Source organism: Streptomyces sp. SID14436, assembly GCF_010548465.1.
Taxonomy (GTDB): Bacteria; Actinomycetota; Actinomycetes; order Streptomycetales; family Streptomycetaceae; genus Streptomyces.
In genome coordinates, this window is sequence record NZ_JAAGMD010000562.1 from 1 (window position 1) to 20,706 (window position 20,706).

The 20,706-nt window shown below is 72.3% G+C and carries 20 protein-coding genes and 1 pseudogene; 9 read left to right on the forward strand and 12 right to left on the reverse strand.

Translation table 11 applies throughout. The features are described from left to right. On the forward strand, positions 1-1,411 hold a 1,411-nt coding region (locus G3I53_RS19600; RefSeq protein WP_239063990.1), incomplete at its 5' end, for an LCP family protein. A gap of 30 nt (positions 1,412-1,441) precedes the next feature. Here G3I53_RS19600 and G3I53_RS19605 read toward each other — a convergent pair. Beyond that, complete coding sequence (locus G3I53_RS19605) at positions 1,442-1,999, reverse strand: acyl-CoA thioesterase (protein WP_164333525.1); 558 nt, start codon at positions 1,997-1,999, stop codon at positions 1,442-1,444. A gap of 117 nt (positions 2,000-2,116) precedes the next feature. Between G3I53_RS19605 and G3I53_RS19610 the strand changes: the two genes are divergently transcribed. Beyond that, positions 2,117-3,403 carry an LCP family protein gene (locus tag G3I53_RS19610; protein ID WP_164333526.1) on the forward strand — a complete coding sequence of 429 codons (1,287 nt, stop codon included), beginning with the start codon at positions 2,117-2,119 and terminating at the stop codon, positions 3,401-3,403. 66 nt (positions 3,404-3,469) lie between these two features. On the opposite strand, the gene G3I53_RS19615 is transcribed toward G3I53_RS19610, so the two are convergent. Further along, entirely contained in the window at positions 3,470-3,835 is a 366-nt protein-coding gene (locus G3I53_RS19615) for a four-helix bundle copper-binding protein (RefSeq protein WP_164333527.1), read from the reverse strand. 241 nt (positions 3,836-4,076) lie between these two features. On the opposite strand from G3I53_RS19615, the gene G3I53_RS19620 reads away from it, so the two are divergent. Together G3I53_RS19620 and G3I53_RS19625 are read left to right on the forward strand one after the other, a co-directional pair. Next, positions 4,077-5,240 (forward strand): phospholipase D-like domain-containing protein, encoded by a 1,164-nt coding sequence (locus G3I53_RS19620; protein ID WP_164333528.1) that lies wholly within the window; start codon positions 4,077-4,079, stop codon positions 5,238-5,240. Positions 5,241-5,315: 75 nt separating this feature from the next. Beyond that, positions 5,316-5,960: a dihydrofolate reductase family protein gene (locus tag G3I53_RS19625; protein WP_164333529.1), complete on the forward strand. Its 645-nt coding sequence runs from the start codon at positions 5,316-5,318 to the stop codon at positions 5,958-5,960. Between the two features lie 79 nt (positions 5,961-6,039). Here the strand turns inward: G3I53_RS19625 and G3I53_RS19630 are convergent, their stop codons facing one another. Next, on the reverse strand, positions 6,040-7,197 hold the full coding sequence (locus G3I53_RS19630; RefSeq protein WP_275404002.1) for an acyl-CoA dehydrogenase: 1,158 nt from the start codon (positions 7,195-7,197) through the stop codon (positions 6,040-6,042). A 190-nt stretch (positions 7,198-7,387) separates the two neighbouring features. Here G3I53_RS19630 and G3I53_RS19635 point away from each other — a divergent pair, with 190 nt between their 5' ends. Beyond that, complete coding sequence (locus tag G3I53_RS19635; RefSeq protein ID WP_164333530.1) at positions 7,388-8,731, forward strand: UDP-glucose/GDP-mannose dehydrogenase family protein; 1,344 nt, start codon at positions 7,388-7,390, stop codon at positions 8,729-8,731. 154 nt (positions 8,732-8,885) lie between these two features. Here G3I53_RS19635 and G3I53_RS19640 read toward each other — a convergent pair whose 3' ends face one another. Beyond that, positions 8,886-9,395 carry a CGNR zinc finger domain-containing protein gene (locus tag G3I53_RS19640; RefSeq protein ID WP_164438596.1) on the reverse strand — a complete coding sequence of 170 codons (510 nt, stop codon included), beginning with the start codon at positions 9,393-9,395 and terminating at the stop codon, positions 8,886-8,888. 108 nt (positions 9,396-9,503) lie between these two features. On the opposite strand from G3I53_RS19640, the gene G3I53_RS19645 reads away from it, so the two are divergent. Continuing rightward, entirely contained in the window at positions 9,504-9,863 is a 360-nt protein-coding gene (locus tag G3I53_RS19645) for a VOC family protein (RefSeq protein WP_164338913.1), read from the forward strand. Positions 9,864-9,877: 14 nt separating this feature from the next. Continuing rightward, positions 9,878-10,270, forward strand: coding sequence for a VOC family protein (locus G3I53_RS19650; RefSeq protein WP_164338914.1), 393 nt, complete (start codon positions 9,878-9,880; stop codon positions 10,268-10,270). A gap of 10 nt (positions 10,271-10,280) precedes the next feature. Here the strand turns inward: G3I53_RS19650 and G3I53_RS19655 are convergent, their stop codons facing one another. From G3I53_RS19655 to G3I53_RS19670, 4 genes are all read right to left on the reverse strand, one after another. Next, complete coding sequence (locus G3I53_RS19655; protein WP_164351251.1) at positions 10,281-11,426, reverse strand: dipeptidase; 1,146 nt, start codon at positions 11,424-11,426, stop codon at positions 10,281-10,283. A 184-nt stretch (positions 11,427-11,610) separates the two neighbouring features. Beyond that, a complete protein-coding gene (locus tag G3I53_RS19660; protein WP_164339195.1) occupies positions 11,611-12,789 on the reverse strand; it encodes a dipeptidase in 1,179 nt (392 codons plus the stop codon). Between the two features lie 14 nt (positions 12,790-12,803). Beyond that, the gene (purE, locus tag G3I53_RS19665; protein WP_164339199.1) at positions 12,804-13,304 is read right to left on the reverse strand and encodes a 5-(carboxyamino)imidazole ribonucleotide mutase; all 501 of its coding nucleotides are present in this window, start codon (positions 13,302-13,304) and stop codon (positions 12,804-12,806) included. Between the two features lie 26 nt (positions 13,305-13,330). Next, positions 13,331-14,470, reverse strand: a complete 1,140-nt coding sequence (locus G3I53_RS19670) for a 5-(carboxyamino)imidazole ribonucleotide synthase (protein ID WP_164339193.1) — start codon at positions 14,468-14,470, stop codon at positions 13,331-13,333. 210 nt (positions 14,471-14,680) lie between these two features. On the opposite strand from G3I53_RS19670, the gene G3I53_RS19675 reads away from it, so the two are divergent. Next, a complete protein-coding gene (locus G3I53_RS19675) occupies positions 14,681-15,178 on the forward strand; it encodes a GtrA family protein (RefSeq protein ID WP_164339197.1) in 498 nt (165 codons plus the stop codon). Positions 15,179-15,197: 19 nt separating this feature from the next. Here G3I53_RS19675 and G3I53_RS19680 read toward each other — a convergent pair whose 3' ends face one another. Continuing rightward, positions 15,198-16,472 (reverse strand): ATP-binding protein, encoded by a 1,275-nt coding sequence (locus G3I53_RS19680; protein ID WP_164339191.1) that lies wholly within the window; start codon positions 16,470-16,472, stop codon positions 15,198-15,200. Between the two features lie 46 nt (positions 16,473-16,518). Further along, positions 16,519-17,196 carry a response regulator transcription factor gene (locus G3I53_RS19685; protein WP_164339181.1) on the reverse strand — a complete coding sequence of 226 codons (678 nt, stop codon included), beginning with the start codon at positions 17,194-17,196 and terminating at the stop codon, positions 16,519-16,521. Positions 17,197-17,739: 543 nt separating this feature from the next. Between G3I53_RS19685 and G3I53_RS19690 the strand changes: the two genes are divergently transcribed. Next, positions 17,740-19,278 (forward strand): oligopeptide:H+ symporter, encoded by a 1,539-nt coding sequence (locus tag G3I53_RS19690; protein WP_164339180.1) that lies wholly within the window; start codon positions 17,740-17,742, stop codon positions 19,276-19,278. Between the two features lie 76 nt (positions 19,279-19,354). On the opposite strand, the gene G3I53_RS19695 is transcribed toward G3I53_RS19690, so the two are convergent. Together G3I53_RS19695 and G3I53_RS19700 are read right to left on the reverse strand one after the other, a co-directional pair. Beyond that, the gene (locus G3I53_RS19695) at positions 19,355-19,714 is read right to left on the reverse strand and encodes a hypothetical protein (RefSeq protein ID WP_164339179.1); all 360 of its coding nucleotides are present in this window, start codon (positions 19,712-19,714) and stop codon (positions 19,355-19,357) included. A gap of 91 nt (positions 19,715-19,805) precedes the next feature. Next, a pseudogene (locus tag G3I53_RS19700) lies at positions 19,806-20,706 on the reverse strand (hypothetical protein); the annotation flags it as partial.

The following is a 20,706-nucleotide window of genomic DNA, read 5'->3' on the forward strand; positions in this document are numbered from 1 at the left end:
CCGCGGCGGCCCGCGACCGCCCGCCCGCCGCAGGGCGCGCTGGGCGATGCGGGCCGTCACCACCCTGTCGGTGGTGGTGCTGGCCTCCGCGGGCATCGGGCACGCGGTGCTCACCGGCCTGGACTCGGAGATCGACCGGGTCGACCCGTTCCGGGACATGAAGAACCGCCCCGAGGCCGGCCACGGCATGAACATCCTGCTCGTCGGCACCGACGGACGCGAACGGATCAGCAAGGAGGAGCGCCGCAAGTACCGGCTCGGCGGGGCGCCCTGCCACTGCACCGACACGATGATGATCGTGCACATCTCCGAGGACCGGGACCGGGCCAGCGTGGTGAGCCTGCCGCGCGACTCCTACGCGATGACGCCCCCGCACACCGACCGCGTCAGCGGCAAGGAGCACCAGGGGCACCCCCTGAAGCTGAACGCCGCCTACGCCGAGGGCGGTCCGCAGCTGACCGTGCGCACGGTCGAGAAGATGACCCGGGTGAAGATCGACCACTACCTGGAGCTGGACTTCACCAGCTTCATGAAGACCGTCGATGTCGTCGGCGGTGTGGAGATCTGCACCGACCAGCGCCTCAAGGACACCCACACCGGGCTCGACCTCGCCCCCGGCCGGCACACCCTGGACGGCGGCGAGGCCCTGCAGTACGTCCGGGCCCGGTACGTCGACGCGGCGGCCGACCTGGGCCGGATGAAGCGCCAGCAGCGCTTCATGGCCGCGCTGGTGGAGCGGGCCACCTCCTCTGGCATCCTGCTCAACCCGATGAAGTTCCGCGACGTGACCCGGGCGGTGCTCGGCTCGGTCCGCGCCGACAAGGGCTTCGGCACGGACGAACTGCTGGACCTGGGACGGGCGATGCGGAACTTCTCGCCCTCCTCGTCGGAGTTCACCACGGTGCCCATCGGCAAGATGGGGCACCGGGTGGCGGGCGTGGGCTCGACCCTGAAGTGGGACCCGGAGAAGTCCGAGCACATCTTCGACGCGCTGCGCCGGGACAAGCCGCTGTCCCTGCCCCGGACGAAGGACGGCGGCGCGCAGCGGGTGGCCGTGGACCCCGCGCAGATCCGGGTGCAGGTCGAGAACGGCACCGCGACCGCCGGACTGGGCCGCCGGGTCGACGCCGCCCTCGCGGCGACCGGCTTCGCCACCACCCGGGCGCCGGCCAACGCCCGCGACCGTGACGTGAAACGCACCGTCGTCGTCTACGACCCGCGCTGGGACCGCTCGGCGAAGTCGCTGGCCGCCGCCCTGCCGGGCAGCGAGCTGCGCGCGGTCAAGGGCCAGGGCGCCACGCTCAAGGTGATCGCCGGCGCCGACTTCGAGAAGGTGCGCAAGGTGCGCGCCGCGGATCCGGGCCAGGACGAGTTCGGGGTGGTGCGGGGCGACGAGGTGGGCTGCACCTGACCGCCGGTCCCGGCCCGGGGCGGGCCCGGCTCAGTCCTCGTAGCCCTCGGCGGCCCGCTTCTCGCGCAGCTCCATGATGGCCCGGCGGCGGGCGAGGCGGTGCGTGCGGCGGATCTGGGCCTCCTGGTAGCGGCGCTTGTCGCGCTCGCTCTCCGGCAGTACCGGCGGCACGCGGCGCGGCCTGCCGTCGGCGTCGACGGCCGCGAACACCAGGTAGGCGGAGCCGACCTGGGTGGCGGGGGCGGACTCGTTCCAGCGTTCCGCCAGCACCCGCACGCCGACCTCCATCGAGGTCCGGCCGGTCCAGTTGACCTGTGCCTTCACATGGACCAGGTCGCCGACCCGGACCGGTTCGAGGAACACCATCTCGTCCATCGACGCGGTGACCGCGGGCCCTCCGGAGTGCCGCCCGGCGACCGCGCCCGCCGCGTCGTCGACCAGCTTCATGATGACGCCGCCGTGCACCGTCCCCAGCAGGTTGGTGTCGTTGTGGGTCATGATGTGGCTGAGCGTCGTACGGGACGCGGACGTGGGCTTGCCCGGGATGTCCGGTCTGTCCGTCTGCGGGGCGGGGGCCTGATCTGTCATGGCCTCCACCTTATGGGAGGCGACATCCGGGGAATTTGTGTCAGCTTCGCAACAGCGCTGACCTTATTTTCCGACGACCCTGTATGGCACGGCGTCCGGACCTGCACACTGTTGCGCATGACTGATTGGCCCGACGCACGGCCCGACGACCACCGCGGCAGCCGCTACGGCCGCGGCAGCGCGAGCGCACAGCCCGAAGGCGCCCGCGTGATGCGGCAGGTCCGCCGGGGCCCGACGGCCCCGCCGGCACACGGCGGTTACGGCTCCGTGCCGCCCCAGCCGTCCTACGTCGACGGCCACGGTCACGGCGGCTACGACGACGGCTACGGCAGCGGCTACAACACCGGCCAGGTCTACGGGCGGCCCTCCGGGCCGGGCGGTCCGGGCGGCCCGGGAGGTGACGGCCGCTACCCGCAGCGCCCCGCCCCGGACTGGCGCCGGCGCATCAAGTGGACGGCCGTCACCGTCGTCACTGTGCTGATCGTCACCATGGTCGGCACGTACTTCTGGGCCGACTCCAAGCTGAACCGCGAGGTCGACCTGTCCAAGGTGATCGAGCGGCCGGAGAAGGGCGCGGGCACCAACTACCTCATCGTCGGCTCCGACAGCCGGGCCGGACTGACCTCCGAGCAGAAGAAGAAGCTGCGCACGGGGTCCGCCGAGGGCAAGCGCACCGACTCGATGATGATCCTGCACACCGGCGACAACGGGTCCACGCTGATCTCGCTGCCCCGGGACTCCAACGTGGAGATCCCCTCGTTCAAGGGCTCCGACTCGGGCAAGACGTACCCGGGCACCGGCCGGCAGGTGAAGCTCAACGCCGCCTACGCCGAGGACGGGCCCGAACTGCTGGTGCGCACGGTGGAGTTCAACACCGGTCTGCGCATCGACCACTACGTCGAGATCGGCTTCGCCGGCTTCGCGAACATCGTGGACGCGGTCGGCGGCGTCGAGATGGACATCCCGCAGGACATCAAGGACACCAAGTCCGGCGCCGACCTGAAGAAGGGCAAGCAGACGCTGGACGGCCAGCAGGCCCTCGCCTTCGTGCGCACCCGGTACGCGCTCGCGGGCTCGGACCTGGACCGCACCAAGAACCAGCAGAAGTTCCTCTCCGCCCTGGCGAGCCAGGTGGCCACGCCCAGCACGGTGCTCAACCCGTTCAGGCTGTACCCGACCATGGGCGCCGGACTGGACTCGCTGATCGTCGACAAGGAGATGGGCCTGTTCGACCTCGCGGACATGTTCTGGGCGATGAAGGGCGTCAGCGGCGGCGACGGCACGTCGATGAACATGCCCGTCGCGGGCTCCGCGGGAGGCAACCTGCTCTGGGACAAGGCGAAGGTCAAGCAGCTCGTGAAGGAGCTGAACAACGACGAGAAGGTCACCGTCAAGGGCAACTGACGGCGCGTCGACGGCCGAGGGGCACCCCAGGGCGGGGGTGCCCCTCGGCGGTCGCGGCGGGCGGTGTCACATCGTGGCGCCGGCCATCGCGCGGCAGGAGTCGGCGCAGCGGCGACACGCCTCGGCGCAGCGCATCATCTGCTCGTCGTCCGGCATGCTCATACACGCCTCCGCGCACATGTCGCAGGCCGTGGCGCACAGCGCGCACATCTCGGTGGCGAGCGGCGAGCGGCGCATCATCATGTCGGCGCACAGCCGGGTCGTCTCGGCGCAGTCCATGAGCGCGCGCATGATCTCGACGGGGGCGTCGCCGCCCATCTGCAGGCAGTGGCTCATGGTCTGTTCGCACATGCCGTGGCAGGTCATGCACGCGTCGATGCAGTCCTGCATCTCCTGGCTCATCGGGGTGGCGGCGTGGGATTGCTGCGTCATGGTTCCTCCCGGGACTCCGGCGAGGGCCGGGGGTCGGCCCCCGCCCCTCCGTCCTACGCCCCTCGCCCCATGACCACCACAGGAAGGGCGGAATTGTCCGTTCCGCCCGCCCGCGCGCGGACGCGCCGGGAGGGGGCGTCTGCTTGGAAGCGCCGGCACCGGCAAGAAGAGATGAGGCGCGCCGGCCGGACCGGCGCGACACCGGGGGGAGACCCGTCGCACGGCCCAGGGGAGGGCACCCATGACCGCACACACGGAGCGGAAGAGACTGCGCAGACGCCTGGAGCGGCTTCTCGGCATCGCCGCCACCGAGGGGAACGAACTGGTGCCGTTGCGCAACGGCGACCGGATCTTCCCCGAGATGCTGGCGGCCGTCCGCGCCGCCGAGCACACCGTCGACATGATGACGTTCGTGTACTGGCGGGGCGACATCGCGCGGGAGTTCGCCGACGCCCTGGCCGAACGGGCCCGCGCAGGCGTGCGGGTACGGCTGCTGCTGGACGGTTTCGGCGCCAAGGAGATCGAGCCGGAGCTGCTGGCGGAGATGGAGCGGGCGGGCGTGCAGGTGGCCTGGTTCCGCAAGCCCACGCGGCTGTCACCGATGCGGCAGAACCACCGCTGCCACCGCAAGGTGCTGGTCACCGACGAGCACACCGCGTTCACCGGCGGCGTCGGCATCGCCCAGGAGTGGTGCGGCGACGCCCGGAACCCGGGCGAGTGGCGCGACACCCACGTACGGGTCAGGGGGCCGGCCGTGGACGGAATAGCCGCGGCCTTCGCCCAGAACTGGGCCGAGTGCCACGACGACCTGTACGACGACCGCGACCGCTTCACCGACCAGGAGCAGCCGGGCACCGCCACGGTCCAGGTGGTGCGCGGGTCGGCGAGCTTCGGCTGGCAGGACATGCAGACGCTGCTGCGGGTGGTGATCACCTCGGCGCGGGAACGCTTCCGGCTGTCCACGGCCTACTTCGCGCCCGACCCCTACTTCATCGGCCTGCTGTGCGCCGCCGCCCGCCGGGGGGTGCGGGTGGAGATCCTGCTGCCGGGCCCGCACACCGACCAGCGCGCCTGCCTGCTGGCCGGGCGGCAGCACTACGCGGACCTGGCCGACGCGGGCGTGGAGGTGCGGGAGTACCAGCCGACGATGCTCCACACGAAGATCATCACGGTGGACGGCGTGTGCTCCCTGATCGGCTCCACCAATTTCAACCGGCGCTCCCTGGAGCACGACGAGGAGGTCATGCTGGCCGTCCTCGACGAGGACTTCACCGCGCGGCTCGACGCCGACTTCGACGCCGACCGCGAGCTGAGCGAGCCGATCGACCCGCGCCGCTGGCGGCACCGCCCCCTGCCCGCGCGGCTGGCCGAGGCGGCGGTCACCCCGATCCGGCGTTTCCTGTGAGCCGGAGGCGATGAGTGTCCCCGCCCCGGGGAGTCCTCCCCCTGTCACCAATTTTTCCGGTCAGTGGGAGAGACAGTGCCGCAACTGCTGAGAGTGCAGAACTTCAACGTCTCGAGCGACGGGATCGGCGCGGGCGAGGACCAGAGCCTGGAGCGGCCCTTCGGCCATGTGGACCCCGGTCGGCTCTTCGCGTGGGCCGGCGCGACCGCGAGCTGGCCGAACCGCACCGAGCCCGGCGGGACCCGGGGTATCGACGACTACTTCACCCGTGACTTCACGAACAACATCGGCGCGGAGATCATGGGGCGCAACAAGTTCGGGCCCCAGCGCGGGCCCTGGCAGGACCACACGTGGCAGGGCTGGTGGGGGGACGAGCCCCCGTTCCACACCCCGGTGTTCGTCCTGACCCACCATCCGCGGCCGTCGGTCAGGCTGTCCGACACCACGTTCCACTTCGTCGACGGCGACCCGGAGACGGTCCTGGAGCTGGCTCGTCAGGCGGCCGGCGGCAAGGACGTCCGGCTCGGCGGCGGGGTCACCACCGTGCGGCAGTTCCTCGACGCCGGCCTCGTCGACACCCTGCACGTGGCGGTCTCCCCGATGGAGCTCGGCTCCGGGCTGCGGCTGTGGGACTCCCCCGACGACCTGCTCGACCGGTACCACCTGGAGGTCGTGCCCAGCCCGAGCGGTGTGGCGCACCACCTGTTCTGGCGCAGGTGACACGCCCGCAGACGGGCCCGGACGGCAGTGGGGGGTGCCCGTCGCCCGGGCACCCCCCACCTGTCCGCCTCCGCCGCGGTTACGGCAGGTTGCGGGCCATCACGATCCGCTGGACCTGGTTCGTGCCTTCATAGATCTGCGTGATCTTCGCATCCCGCATCATCCGCTCGACCGGGTAGTCGCGGGTGTAGCCGTAGCCGCCGAGGAGCTGGACGGCGTCCGTGGTGACCTCCATGGCGACGTCGGAGGCGAAGCACTTGGCGGCGGCGCCCTGGAAGGTCAGGTCGCTGTCGCCGCGCTCGGACTTGGCCGCGGCGGCGTAGGTGAGCTGGCGGGCGGCCTCGATCTTCATGGCCATGTCGGCGAGCATGAACTGGACGCCCTGGAAGTCGGCGATCGGCTTGCCGAACTGCTTGCGCTCCTGGACGTAGCCCTTGGCGTAGTCGAGGGCGCCCTGGGCGATGCCGAGGGCCTGGGCCGCGATGGTGATGCGGGTGTGGTCCAGGGTCTTCATCGCCGTGGCGAAGCCGGTGCCCTCCTCGCCGATCATGCGGTCGGCGGGGATGCGGACGTTGTCCAGGTAGACCTCGCGGGTGGGCGAGCCCTTGATGCCCAGCTTCTTCTCCGGCGCGCCGAAGGAGACGCCCTCGTCGGACTTCTCGACCACGAAGGCGGAGATGCCCTTGGAGCGCTTGGTGGGGTCGGTGACCGCCATGACGGTGTAGTACTCGGAGACGCCCGCGTTGGTGATCCAGCGCTTGACGCCGTTGAGGACGTAGTGGTCGCCGTCGCGGACCGCCTTGGTCTTCATGCCGGCGGCGTCGGAGCCGGCGTCCGGCTCGGAGAGGCAGTAGGAGAACATCGCGTCGCCCTTGGCGAGCGGGGTCATGTACCGCTTCTTGAGGTCCTCGGAGCCGGAGAGCAGCACCGGCAGGGAGCCCAGCTTGTTGACGGCGGGGATGAGGGAGGAGGAGGCGCAGGCGCGGGCGACCTCCTCGATGACGATGACGGTGGCGAGCGCGTCGGCGCCGGCACCGCCGTACTGCTCGGGCACGTGGACGGCGTGCAGGTCGTTCGCGACCAGCGCGTCGAGTGCCTCCTGCGGGAAGCGTGCCTCCTCGTCCACCGCGGCGGCGTGCGGCGAGATCTTCGCCTCGGCCAGGGAGCGGACGGCGTCGCGGAGCATGTCGTGCTCTTCGGACGGGCGGTACAGGTCGAAGTCAGCCGATCCGGCCAAGGTCTCTCACGCTCCAAAAACGCTGCGATACTGGCGCTAACTACTGTTAAGTAACGCCCAATTTTAGAGCTCCGTCCGTGGTGGTGGATAGGTGAGCTTGACGACAGCGGTCCCGCTGCCCCTCGCTCCCGTCCCCCGGGGGCCCGGATATGCTCGGGCCCGCACTGTGCCGTATACCCCTGGAGCACCCATGGCCCTCAAGATCACCGTGATCGGGACCGGTTATCTCGGCGCGACGCACGCGGCGGCCATGGCGGAGCTCGGGTTCGAGGTGCTGGGGCTCGACGTCGTGCCGGAGAAGATCGACACGCTGCGGCGCGGCGAGGTCCCGATGTACGAGCCGGGGCTGGAGGAGCTGCTGCGCCGGCACGTCGCCGGGATCGAGGGTTCCAGCGGGCGCCTGCGGTTCACGATGGACTGGGCGGAGGCCGGCGAGTTCGGCGACGTCCACTTCGTCTGCGTGAACACGCCGCAGCGGCACGGTGAGTACGCCTGCGACATGTCGTACGTGGACTCCGCGTTCGCGTCGCTCGCCCCGCATCTGAAGGGCCCCGCCCTGGTGGTCGGCAAGTCGACGGTGCCGGTGGGCTCCGCGGACCGGCTGGCCGCCTACCTGGCCGAGCACGCCCCGGCCGGCGCGGACGCCGAGCTGGCGTGGAACCCGGAGTTCCTGCGGGAGGGCTTCGCCGTGCGGGACACGCTGCACCCGGACCGGATCGTGGTGGGCGTGCGCAGCGAGCGGGCCGAGAAGCTGCTGCGGGAGGTGTACGCGGGCCCCATCGAGGAGGGGTCGCCGTTCGTGGTGACCGACTTCCCGACCGCGGAGCTGGTGAAGACGTCCGCGAACTCCTTCCTGGCGACGAAGATCTCCTTCATCAACGCCATGGCGGAGGTGTGCGAGACCGCGGGCGGCGACGTCGCCAAGCTGGCGGAGGCCATCGGCTACGACGACCGCATCGGGGCGAAGTTCCTGCGGGCCGGGATCGGCTTCGGCGGCGGCTGCCTGCCGAAGGACATCCGGGCGTTCATGGCACGCGCCGGTGAGCTGGGCGCGGACCAGGCGCTGACGTTCCTGCGGGAGATCGACTCCATCAACATGCGCCAGCGCGGCCGGATGGTGGAGCTGACCCGGCAGGCGCTGGGCGGCGGGCCGTTCCTCGGCAAGCGGGTGGCGGTGCTGGGCGCGACGTTCAAGCCGGACTCGGACGACGTGCGGGACTCGCCCGCGCTGAACGTCGCCGGGCAGATCCACCTCCAGGGCGGCCAGGTCACGGTCTACGACCCCAAGGGCATGGACAACGCCCGGACCGTCTTCCCCACCCTGGGCTACGCCGACTCGGCGCTGGAGGCGGTGCGCGGGGCGGACGCGGTCCTGCACCTGACGGAGTGGCGGGAGTTCCGTGAGCTGGATCCGGCGGCGCTGGGCGAGGTGGCCGCGGAGCGGCTGATCCTGGACGGGCGCAACGCGCTGGACGCCGGGGTGTGGCGCCGGGCCGGATGGCGTTACCGCGCGATGGGGCGGCCCACCGCCTGAGACGACGGAGGACGCCGGTTCGGCCGAGGCTCAGTCGGCCGAACCGGCGTCCTGTTGCATTCTGCACCACGCGGCCCCGCCCGGGTGTGGTCGCGGCCACTCGGGGCGCACTCGTCGGGCCCGCGCGCCCCGCGCCCGGGCCGTCCGGCGTCCGCTACCGCGGCTCCTTCGCCCGGTAGCGGCGCATCTTGGCGCGGGCCCCGCACACCTGCATCGAGCACCAGCGGCCCCGTCCGGCGGGGCTGCGGTCGTAGTACGCCCAGTGGCAGGTGGCGGCCTCGCAGGCCTTCAGGCGGTCCCAGGTGCCCGCGGTGACCGCTTCCGCGACGGCCGCGGCGACCCGGGAGAGCAGGGGGGCGCCGTCGAGGGGGGCGAGGGCGGCGGAGCCGTCCGCCGGGTCGACGGTGACGACCAGCGGGGCGCGGGCGAGCAGGTCGCCGAGCGGGGTCACGGGGCGGTGCGGCGGGTGGCCGGCGTGGGCGAGCAGGGCGGCGCGCAGCGACTCGCGCAGTTCCCGGGCGGCGGGGACGTCCTCGCCGGTCAGTCCGAAGGGCGCGCGCCCGTCCGCCGTGTCGAGGGCGTCGGCGCCCGACTCCAGGTCCACGGTGTTGACCAGGGCCTGGATCAGCGCCGGCCCGCCGGGCGGGGCCGCTCTCTCACTCATGGGTGGACGGTACCTCTCGTTCTCCCTTGCGAGGTTACCGGCAATGCGGGAGCATGCAGTAACCGTTACCGGTTACTCGTGTATTGAGGTAACAACCGAGGAGGAACCATGTCCGTTGCCAAGGTGGGCGCCGTCGTCCTGGACTGTCCGGACCCGCGCGCCCTGGCCGGTTTCTACGCCGACGTGGTCGGCGGCACCCCCGACGGCGAGGGCGACTGGGTGCAGGTCCAGGTGCCCGGCGGCCCGCTCCTCGCCTTCCAGCGCGCCCCGGGCCACGTGCCGCCGCGGTGGCCCGCGCCCGACCACTCGCAGCAGTTCCACCTCGACCTGGAGGTCGAGGACCTGGACACCGCCGAGAAGGAGGTGCTGGCGCTCGGCGCCCGTCCGCTGGACACCGAGGACCGCACGCGGACCTTCCGGGTTTACGCGGACCCGGCGGGGCACCCGTTCTGCCTCTGCGCCTGCTGACCCAGGGAGGACCCATGGCCGCCGTGGCGCGCCTGCGCTCCGTCGTCGTCGACTGCCCCGAGCCCCGTGAGCTGGCCCGCTTCTACGCGGCCGTCGGGGGCGGCGTCCCCGAGGAACAGGACGCGGACTGGGTGGTGCTCCAGATCCCCGCCGGGCCGCGGCTCGCCTTCCAGCGGGCCGAGGGGTACGCCCCGCCGGACTGGCCGAGCGCCGATCACGACTCGCAGCAGTTCCACCTCGACTTCGACGCCGGGGGCACCTGGGCGGAGGTCGACGAGGCCGAGGGCAAGGTGCTGGCGCTCGGCGCGCGGGTGCTGGACCGGGAGGACGACGAGAAGAAGGGCTTCCGGGTGTACGCCGACCCGGCCGGGCACCCGTTCTGCCTGTGCCGGGTGGAGCAGCCGTAGCCGCGCCCGGTCAGCGGCCGGTTCCGTCGAGGTCCGTGAGCGTGGCCGTCGACGGGGGCCGCCGGTGCCGGGCGGCGCGGGCGGTGAAGTCCGCGCCGCGCAGCACCCGCTGGATGTTGCCCCAGGTCAGCAGGCCCACCTCGGGCTCCGACCAGCCGCGCCGCAGCAGCTCCGCGACCAGCTTCGGGTAGCCGGAGGTGTCGGGGAGCTCCTGCGGGTGAGCGGCGCCGGTGTCGTAGGTGCCGGAGAGGCCGACGCACTCGGGCCCGGCCGTCCTGCGGACGTGGTCGAGATGGTCGGCGACGTCCCGGACGGTCGGGCCCGTCTGCTCGGCCGTCAGCGGCACCAGGCACAGCCCGCCGGCCGCGCCCACCTCGGCGAGCAGGTCGTCGGGCAGGTTCGCGGGGTGGGGGCGCAGGGCACGCGCGGCGGAGCGGCTGAAGAGCACGGGCGCCCGGGAGACGTCGAGGACCCGGCGGACCGTCCGCGCGGAGGCGTCGGTGAGGTCCGGCAGCACCCCGAGCCGGTTCATCTCCCGCACCACCTCCTCGCCGAAGCGGGTCAGCCCGGCGGGGCCCGCCCAGGAGGTGCCGTGCAGGGAGAGCACCCGCAGCCCGAGGCCGTGCAGGGCGCGCAGCACCCCCAGCGAGTCACCCGTCGCCCGGGCGCCGACGGGCCCGAACAGCACGGCGATCCGGCCGCGGTTGCGGGCGTCGGCGATCTCCCCGGCGGTGCGGGCCGGCAGCAGCCCCTCGTCGTGCGCGGCGACCACCGACCGGGCCAGGTCCAGCTGGTCCAGGGCGGCGACCACCGCGTGCCCGCCGTCGCCGTCGTCGGGCAGCCGCAGCGACCAGAACACCGCGCCGACCCCGCCGTCGCGCAGTCGCGGCAGATCCGCCTCGACGGCCCGGTCCCCGAGGTCGAGGTCGTACCAGGGGAGGTCGCGCAGCACCCCCGGCAGTCCGCTGCAGCCGTCGGCGACCGGATGGACGGCGAGGAGGGCGCGGGCCCGGGACAGCGGGCTGTCGTCCGGCGCGGACAGGGGCAGGCCGGGATCCGGGGGGACGACGACCGCCTCGTCGAGGACGGACTCGGCCGGCTCGTCGGGACGGCCGACCTCGGTGGCGGGGTGCAGCTCGTCCTGGAGATCGGCCATAACGGGCTCCGTACTCGTGACCTCGGTGTGCGATCGCCGTGGCCGACCGCGTGTCCGTGTGCGCGCAACACGGTCACCGTGGCACGCCGGCCCGGGAGAGTGCCTGGTGGGCGGGGCGTTCGAGGTACGGGCCGGGGGCCCGGCGCCGTGCGCCGCGCCCCCGTGGAGGTGCCCCCGGTGGCCGTCAGCCGTCGAGGGAGGCGAGCGTGGCGTTCGACGGGGCGCGGGTGGTGCGCAGGCCGCGGGCCACGTCCTCCGCCGCGCCCAGCACCCGTACCGCGTTCTGCCAGGTCAGCTTGGCCAGGTCGGCGCGGGACCAGCCGCGGTCCAGCAGTTCCGCGAGGAGGTTCGGGTAGCCGGAGACGTCGTCCAGGCCGTCGGGGGTGAAGGCGGTGCCGTCGTAGTCGCCGCCGATGCCCAGGTGGTCGATGCCGGCCGCCTCGCGCATGTGGTCCAGGTGGTCCGCCACCGTGGCCGTCGTGGCGACCGGGCGGGGGTGGCGCTCCTCGAAGGCGTGGTGCACCTTCATCGCCTCGGGCGTGGTGTCGAGGTGGTGGAAGCCGTGGGCCCGCATGTTCTCGTCGGCCGCGGCCGTCCAGTCGACGGCGGCCTGGAGCACGAACTTCGGCACGAACGTCACCATCGCCACACCGCCGTTGGCGGGCAGCCGTTCCAGCACGTCGTCGGGGATGTTGCGCGCGTGGTCGCAGACAGCGCGGGCGGAGGAGTGCGAGAAGATCACCGGCGCTGAGGTGGCGTCCAGCGCGTCCCGCATGGTGGTGGCGGCGACGTGGGAGAGGTCGACCAGCATGCCGAGCCGGTTCATCTCCCGCACGACCTCGCGGCCGAACGCGGTCAGGCCGCCTGCCCGGGGCTCGTCGGTCGCCGAGTCGGCCCAGTCCACGTTGTCGTTGTGGGTGAGCGTCAGATAGCGCACGCCGAGGTCGTACAACCCCCGCAGGGTGCCCAGGGAGTTGGCGATCGAGTGGCCGCCCTCCGCGCCCATGAGGGAGGCGATGCGGCCGTCGGCCCGGGCCGCCTCCATGTCGGCGGCGGTCAGCGCGGGCGCCAGGTCCTTGGGGTGACGGTCCAGCAACTGCCGTACGCAGTCGATCTGTTCGAGGGTGGCGGGGACGGGGTCCGGCTGGTCCGCGCGGACGTACACCGACCAGAACTGCGCGCCGACGCCGCCCGCCCGCAGCCGGGGGATGTCGGTGTGCAGGTGGGCGGACTGGTCGCCGCCGATGTCGCGGGCGTCGAGGTCGTAGCGGACCTGTTCGCGCAGCGCCCACGGCAGGTCGTTGTGCCCGTCGACGACAGGGAACTCGGCCAGCAGCGCGCGGGCGTCGTCGAGGGACGTCATGGCACCCACCCCGCTCACTTGCCGAAGCCGAAGCCGGCGCCGGAGCCCTCGGCCCGGGCCCGCAGACGCTTGCCCTTCTCGGTGGCCTGGTCGTTGAGCTCCTGCTGGAACTCCCGCATGCGGCCGAGGAGTTCCTCGTCATGGGCGGCGAGCATGCGGACCGCGAGCAGGCCCGCGTTGCGCGCGCCGGCCACGGAGACGGTGGCGACCGGGACGCCGGCCGGCATCTGCACGATGGACAGCAGGGAGTCCATGCCGTCGAGGTGCTTCAGCGGCACCGGCACGCCGATCACCGGCAGCGGGGTGACCGAGGCGAGCATGCCGGGCAGGTGGGCGGCGCCGCCCGCACCGGCGATGATCGCCTTCAGCCCGCGGTCCGCGGCCTGCTCGCCGTAGGCGATCATCTCGCGGGGCATGCGGTGCGCGGAGACGACGTCGACCTCGTAGGCGATCTCGAACTCGTCGAGGGCCTTGGCGGCGGCCTCCATGACGGGCCAGTCGGAGTCCGACCCCATGACGATGCCTACGACCGGGCTCGGGCTCATTCGGTGATCGTCCCTCTCAGGTATCCGGCTGCGTGACGGGCGCGCTCCAGCACGTCGTCGAGGTCGTCGCCGTAGGTGTTGACGTGGCCGACCTTGCGGCCGGGCTTCACGTCCTTGCCGTACATGTGGATCTTCAACCGCGGGTCGCGGGCCATGCAGTGCAGGTACGCGGAGTACATGTCCGGGTAGTCGCCGCCCAGGACGTTGACCATGACCGTCCACGGCGCGCGCGGGCGCGGGTCGCCGAGCGGCAGGTCGAGGACGGCGCGCACGTGGTTGGCGAACTGCGAGGTGATCGCGCCGTCCATGGACCAGTGGCCCGAGTTGTGGGGGCGCATCGCCAGCTCGTTGACGAGGATGCGGCCGTCGCGGGTCTGGAACAGCTCGACCGCGAGGTGGCCGACGACGCCCAGCTCCTTGGCGATGTTCAGCGCCATCTCCTCGGCGCGCAGCGCGAGCTCCTCGTCGAGGCCGGGAGCCGGCGCGATCACCGTGTCGCAGACGCCGTCCACCTGCTGGGACTCCACGACCGGGTAGGCGACGGCCTGGCCGTGCGGGGAGCGCACCACATTGGCGGCCAGCTCGCGCACGAAGTCGACCTTCTCCTCGGCGAGCACGGGCACGCCGGCCTTGAACGGTTCGGCGGCCTCGGCCTCGGAGCCGACGACCCACACGCCCTTGCCGTCGTAGCCGCCGCGGACGGTCTTCAGCACGACGGGGAATCCGTCGCCCTCCGCGGCGAACGCGGCCACGTCCCGCGGGTCGGCGACGATGCGGTGCCGCGGGCAGGGCACGCCGATCGCGTCGAGCTTCGCGCGCATGACGCCCTTGTCCTGGGCGTGCACCAGCGCGTCGGGGCCGGGGCGGACGGGGATGCCGTCGGCCTCCAGGGCCCGGAGGTGTTCCGTGGGGACGTGCTCGTGATCGAAGGTGATCACGTCGCAGCCGCGGGCGAACGCGCGCAGCGTGTCCAGGTCGCGGTAGTCGCCCACGACGACGTCGCCGACGACCTGCGCCGCGGAATCCTGCGGAGTGTCGCTGAGGAGCTTGAACCTGATGCCGAGCGGGATGCCCGCCTCGTGTGTCATACGAGCGAGCTGACCCCCGCCGACCATGCCGACTACCGGGAATGTCACCTCCCCAGAGTATCCGCCGCGGCCCGGTGGCCGGTTCCGTCGGGTCCCGCCCGCCCGGTCCGCCGCACGTCGGGCCCGGCGGGGCCCGCCGCCCGGCCCCCCCATCGGCGGTTTGCAGGCCCGTTCGTCCATCCGTCCGCAGGAAGATCGCGCGAGCGGGTGGTTAGCATGGCTGGGTTGACGCATCCGACGGACGGGAGCCTGCTGGCGATGGAACGCGGTTCCACGGGGCTCCGACGGCTCTGCCGCGAAGTGGCCAAGTTCGGCGCGGTGGGCGGGGCCGGTGTGCTGGTCAACCTGGGTGTGTTCAACCTGGTACGGCAGGTGACCGACCTGCCGGTGGTGCGGGCGAGCGTGATCGCCACCGTGGTGGCGATCGTCTTCAACTACGTGGGCTTCCGCTACTTCACCTACCGCGACCGCGACAAGTCCCGGCGCACCCGGGAGATGTCGCTGTTCCTGCTGTTCAGCGCGGTCGGCCTGGTCATCGAGAACGGCGTGCTCTACACGGCGACGTACGGCTTCGGCTGGGACAGCCCGCTGCAGAGCAACATCTTCAAGTTCCTCGGCATCGGCGTGGCCACGCTGTTCCGCTTCTGGTCCTACCGCAGCTGGGTGTTCCGGGCGCTGCCGGTGCGCGAGCCCGCCGTGGGCCCGGTCGCCGGGGGCGGTCCGCGGGGCACCGCCCCCCGCCAGCGCGTGCCGTAGGGGCCGGTTCCGCGCGCCGTCAGCGGACCGTGCGGCGGCCGTCCTCGTCGGCGGACTTCTGCGGGGGCGTCCGGGACAGGAACAGGCCGAAGACCGGGGGCTGCGCCTGGAGCATCTCCAGCCGCCCGCCGTCCGCCTCGGCGAGGTCACGGGCGACCGCGAGGCCGATGCCGGTGGAGTTGTGGCCGCTGATCGCCCGCTCGAAGATCCGGGCACCCAGCTCGCCGGGCACCCCGGGCCCCTCGTCGGTGACCTCCACGACGACCTGGTTGCCGGTGACCCGGGTGCGCAGGGCGACCGTGCCGCCGCCGTGCATCAGGGAGTTCTCGATCAGCGCGGCGAGCACCTGGGCGACCGCCCCGGGCGTGCCCACCGCCCGCAGGTTGCGCTTGCCGGAGCTGACGATGGCGCGGCCCGCGCTGCGGTAGGCGGGGCGCCACTCGGCGAGCTGCTGCTGGATGACCTCGTCCAGTTCGAAGGTGACGGCGGAGCCGGTGCGCGGGTCGCGGGCGTTGGTCAGCAGCCGCTCGACCACGTCGGTGAGCCGTTCCACCTGCGTCAGCGCGATGGTCGCCTCCTCCTTCACGGTGTCCGGGTCGTCGGTGAGGGTGATCTCCTCCAGGCGCATGGACAGCGCGGTCAGGGGGGTGCGCAGCTGGTGCGAGGCGTCGGCGGCCAGGCGCCGCTCGGCGGTCAGCATGCGGGCGATGCGCTCGGCGGAGGAGTCCAGCACGTCGGCGACCCGGTCCAGCTCCGGCACGCCGTAGCGCCGGTGCCGGGGGCGGGGGTCGCCGGAGCCGAGGCGTTCGGCGGTCTCCGCGAGGTCGGTCAGCGGGGAGGCGAGCCGGTTCGCCTGGCGCACCGCCAGCAGCACCGCGGCGATCACCGCGAGCAGCGCCACCAGGCCGATGATCAGCAGGGTGCGGCCGACCTCGCGGGTCACGGAGGAGCGCGGTTCCTGCACGGTGACCGTCTCGCCCTCCTTGCCGGGGGCGGAGGCGCTGATGACGTCGCCGTCGGGTTTCGTGCCGATCTCTATGGGTTCGCGCCCGGGGATGGCGACGACGGCGTAGCGGTCCTCGGTGATCTGGTCGCTGAGGATCTCGGCGCTGATCTTCTCCTCGACGAGCAGCCGGCTGTCGACGATGCTGGCCAGCCGCACCGCCTCGGACTCCACGCGTTCGCGCGCGGTCTCGCTGATGGTGCGCGTCTCGACGATCACCAGGGAGACGCCGAAGACGGCGATCACGACGAGCACCACGGCGAGCGTGGACTGGATCAGACGGCGACGCATGGCCTGTTACGCATGTCTCTCGTCCGGCGGCGGCCCCGGCGGGGGCTCAGCTCTTCTCGAAGCGGAAACCGACACCGCGCACGGTGGCGATGTAGCGGGGGTTGGCCGCGTCGTCACCCAGCTTCTTGCGCAGCCAGGAGATGTGCATGTCGAGCGTCTTGGTCGACGACCACCAGGTAGTGTCCCAGACCTCGCGCATGAGCTGGTCACGGGTGACGACCCGGCCCGCGTCCCGGACCAGTACCCGCAGCAGGTCGAACTCCTTGGCGGTGAGCTGGAGTTCCTCCTCGCCCATCCAGGCCCGGTGCGACTCGACGTCGATCCGGACGCCGTGGGTGGCGGGCGGCTGCTGCGGTTCGGCGGCGCCGCGCCGCAGCAGGGCCCGGACCCGGGCGAGGAGTTCGGCGAGGCGGAACGGCTTGGTGACGTAGTCGTCGGCACCGGCGTCGAGGCCGACGACCGTGTCCACCTCGTCGGCGCGGGCGGTCAGGATCAGGATGGGCACCGCGTGCCCCTCCGAGCGCAGCCGGCGGGCCACCTCCAGACCGTCCATGCCGGGCAGCCCGAGATCCAGCACCACCAGGTCGACACCGCCCTGCATTCCGGCGTCGAGCGCGCTGGGGCCGTCCTCGCGGACCTCGACCTCGTAGCCCTCCCGGCGCAGGGCGCGGGCCAGCGGCTCCGAAATGGACGCGTCGTCCTCGGCGAGCAGTACACGGGTCATGGAGTGATGGTAGTCCCGCTGTCACCAGGGCAGGGGTGTGATCCACCGGCCCGGCCCCCGCACCCGTTCCCCACCCGTCCCGCGCCGCCGACCGCCGCCGCGGCCCCCTCGCGGCCCCCGCCGTCGGGCCTGCGGCTGCGAGGTGCGAGGGTGGAGGGACCTTCGAATGGGTGACCGAAGTTCCCCGAAACCTGTGATTCGTGTCTCAAACCCTTCCATATCCGGCTGTGTCCTGCCGTATGGTGAACCAACGCCTGTTGCACCATGGAGACCTTTGGCGCATTCGACGCTGAAGGTCTCTTTCGTGTGCGGACCGGTGCGGGTCCCCTCCCCGCCGGTCCCGGAAGGAACGACCTGTTGCCGGGCCTGTCGCGCGCATCACCGTGCGGAAGGCGTGGATCCCGGTGGTCGCCGTCCGCCGCTCCGCGATCCGGAGCGGACTCCCCCGGGCGTGGGGTGGACGGCACGGCCCGCCGGTGCCGGCTCCCCCCACCGGGCGCGTGCACCTTCGCGCTGACGCGTCCCGACCCACGAGGAACGACCATGGCGTCCAGCCTGACGAAGGATTCGGTCAGCCCGGGTACCCCCGGAACCGAGAAGACCTTCTTCGGCCACCCCCGCGGACTGGCCACTCTCTTCATGACCGAGATGTGGGAGCGGTTCTCCTACTACGGCATGAAAGCCCTGCTCACCGTCTACCTGCTGTCCGGCGGTCCGGACGCGGGCAAGGACAGCATGGGCGGTGGTCTGGCCATGGACGTGGCCACCACCACCGTGATCGTCTCCGTGTACTCGGCGATGGTCTATCTGCTCGCGATGCCCGGCGGCTGGCTCGGCGACCGCGTCTGGGGGCCGCGCAGGACGGTGGCCATCGCCGCCGTCACCATCATGTCCGGCCACGTGGTGCTGGCCCTCCCCGGCGGCCAGGCGCCGTTCTTCGCCGGTCTGGCACTCGTCGCGGTCGGTTCAGGCCTGCTCAAGGCCAACATCTCCACCATGGTCGGCCATCTGTACGACGGCCCGCAGGACCCGCGGCGCGACGGCGGCTTCACGATCTTCTACATGGGCATCAACATGGGTGCCTTCTTCGCCCCGCTGGCCATCGGCACCGTCGGCCAGAAGGTGAGCTGGCACCTCGGCTTCGGCATGGCCGCGGTCGGCATGGCGATCGGCCTCGCGGCCTTCCTGCTGGGCACCCGCAACCTGAGCCCGGTCAGCAGCGTCGTCCCCAAGCCGCTGGCCGCGCAGGAGCGCGCCGCCTGGCTGCGCAAGGGCCTGGTCTGGACGGCCGTCACCGCCGTCTTCTACGGCGTCGTCGGCTTCACCGGTCACTTCACCCTGAACTGGGCGATGATCCCGCTCACCGTCATCGGTCTGCTCGTCCCGGCGGGCGTGCTGCTGCGCATCAAGCGCGACAAGGACCTCTCCGCCGACGAGCAGTCGAAGATGACCGGCTACATCTGGTTCTTCGTCGCCGCCGCCGTCTTCTGGATGATCTACGACCAGGGCGCGTCCACGGTGCAGGCGTTCGGTGAGGGCAAGGCCTCCGGTTCGCTGCTGGGCTTCGACTTCCCGTCCTCCTGGTACCAGTCGCTGAACCCGCTGTTCATCATGGCGCTGGCCCCGGTCTTCGCGTCGGTCTGGCTGTGGCTGAACCGCCGGGGCAAGGAGCCGAGCACCATCGTGAAGTTCTCGATGGCGCTGATCCTGATCGGCGTGTCGTTCTTCTTCTTCCTGATCCCGCTGGCCATGGCGGCCGACGGCACCGCGGTCAGCCCGATGTGGCTGGTGGGCATCTACTTCTTCATGACCGTGGGCGAGCTGTGCCTCTCGCCGGTGGGCCTGTCGGTGACCACGAAGATGGCGCCGGCCAAGTACGCCAGCCAGATGATGGGCGTGTGGTTCCTCGCGGTCACCGCGGGCGACTCGGTCACCGGCCTGATGTCCAACCCGGCCGTCGGCGGCGTGGACCTCAGCGGCTCCGCCGCGGTCGCCGTGCAGGCGGCCCTCGCCGCACTCGCGGGCGTGGCGGTCTTCATGTACCGCCGCAACGTCAAGTCCCGGATGGGCGACGTCCACTGACGTCACCCCGGGAACACGGCAGGGGCCGCCGCACCCCCTCGGGTGCGGCGGCCCCTGCCGTGCGCCGGTCCGGCCGTCAGGCCTTCGTCTGCACGCTCCAGGACCGGGTGAAGCTGCTGAACCCACACTTCACGGTCGACTTCTGCCCCGGCTTCTTCCACGGCCCGTAGAGCGTCCACGGCACTGAGTGCGGGGTGCCCCGCCCACGGACGACGTCGCACACCAGCTTGACGCGGTGCTTGCTCACCTTCTTGCCGGATCCGGACTTCTTGCACGACGACGTGGCCTTGGGCCGGCCCAGGTCCAGGTGCACCTCGGCCTTGCACGCGTACTTCGCGGCGGCGGCCTCGGCCGGAGCCGGGGTCACCAGGCTCGTACCGGTGGCCATCAGCACGGCGGCCAGCGCACCGCCGGCGACTTTCTTCCCCCAGAACATTCGCTTCCTCTTTCCGGCGCCGGACGAGGAGCACGGTCGGTCGGTCGTCACGTGCTCCGTTGCGCCCGACGCAACATCAGTTGGCGTTCACTCACGCGAACGACGCGACGTTATACGCCTCATGATCGTCGGAACAAACGCAGCGCCGGATTCTGAGCGAAAGTTGAGGAAACCGGGCCGGCTCACCCGGACCGGGTCCCCGCGGGGGTGCGCCGGCGCAGCCGGTCCAGCAGGGTGAGGCCCGCGTGGTGCAGGGCGGCCGGTACGACGAGGGCGGTGAGGGTCCAGAACAGGGTCACGCCCCAGGGGCGGGGCTCGGTCCAGGGTTCCTCGGCGAGGATCCGGCCGCCGTAGGTGACGGTGACGGTGCAGTCGCCGTGCGCGCCCGCGGCGAGCTCCACCGGCAGGCCGACGCGGGCCGTGCCGCCCGGCTCGACGGTGCCGCGCCAGGGCAGGTCCTGCCACTGCGGGGCGTGGACGCCGCGCGAGGTGCCGACCCGGAAGACCGGGTCGCGCACCGGGGAGGTGCCCACGTTGCCGACGGTGAACGCCAGGGTCCGGGCGGGCGGTGAGCCGAACCGGGTCAGCAGGCCGGAGTCCCCCTCCAGCCGGGTGCCGGTGAGGACGGACAGCCGTCCCCCGGTCCGCTCCGCGGGCAGCGGTTCCACCGTGTGCCCGGCCACCCTGAGTGCCGCGTCGGCCTCCGCGTTCGCGCCCCGGTCACCGTCTCGGCGTGCACCACGCACGGGCAGGGCACCGGCGGTTCCACCACCGGCAGGGTGCGCCGGAACCGGCCGGACCCGTCGGTGGTCACCGCGCGGCCGTCGGCGTCGGCGCAGGAGTCGGTGCCGTCCGGGACGCCCGACGACGGCAGGAAGCGCCCGCAGATCAGCAGGGTCAGCAGGGCGCGGGGCCGCCAGCCGGCGCCGCGTACGGTGACCGTGCCGCCCGTGCCCGCCTCGGCCCGGGAGAGCGTGACGCCGGGCCGGTCG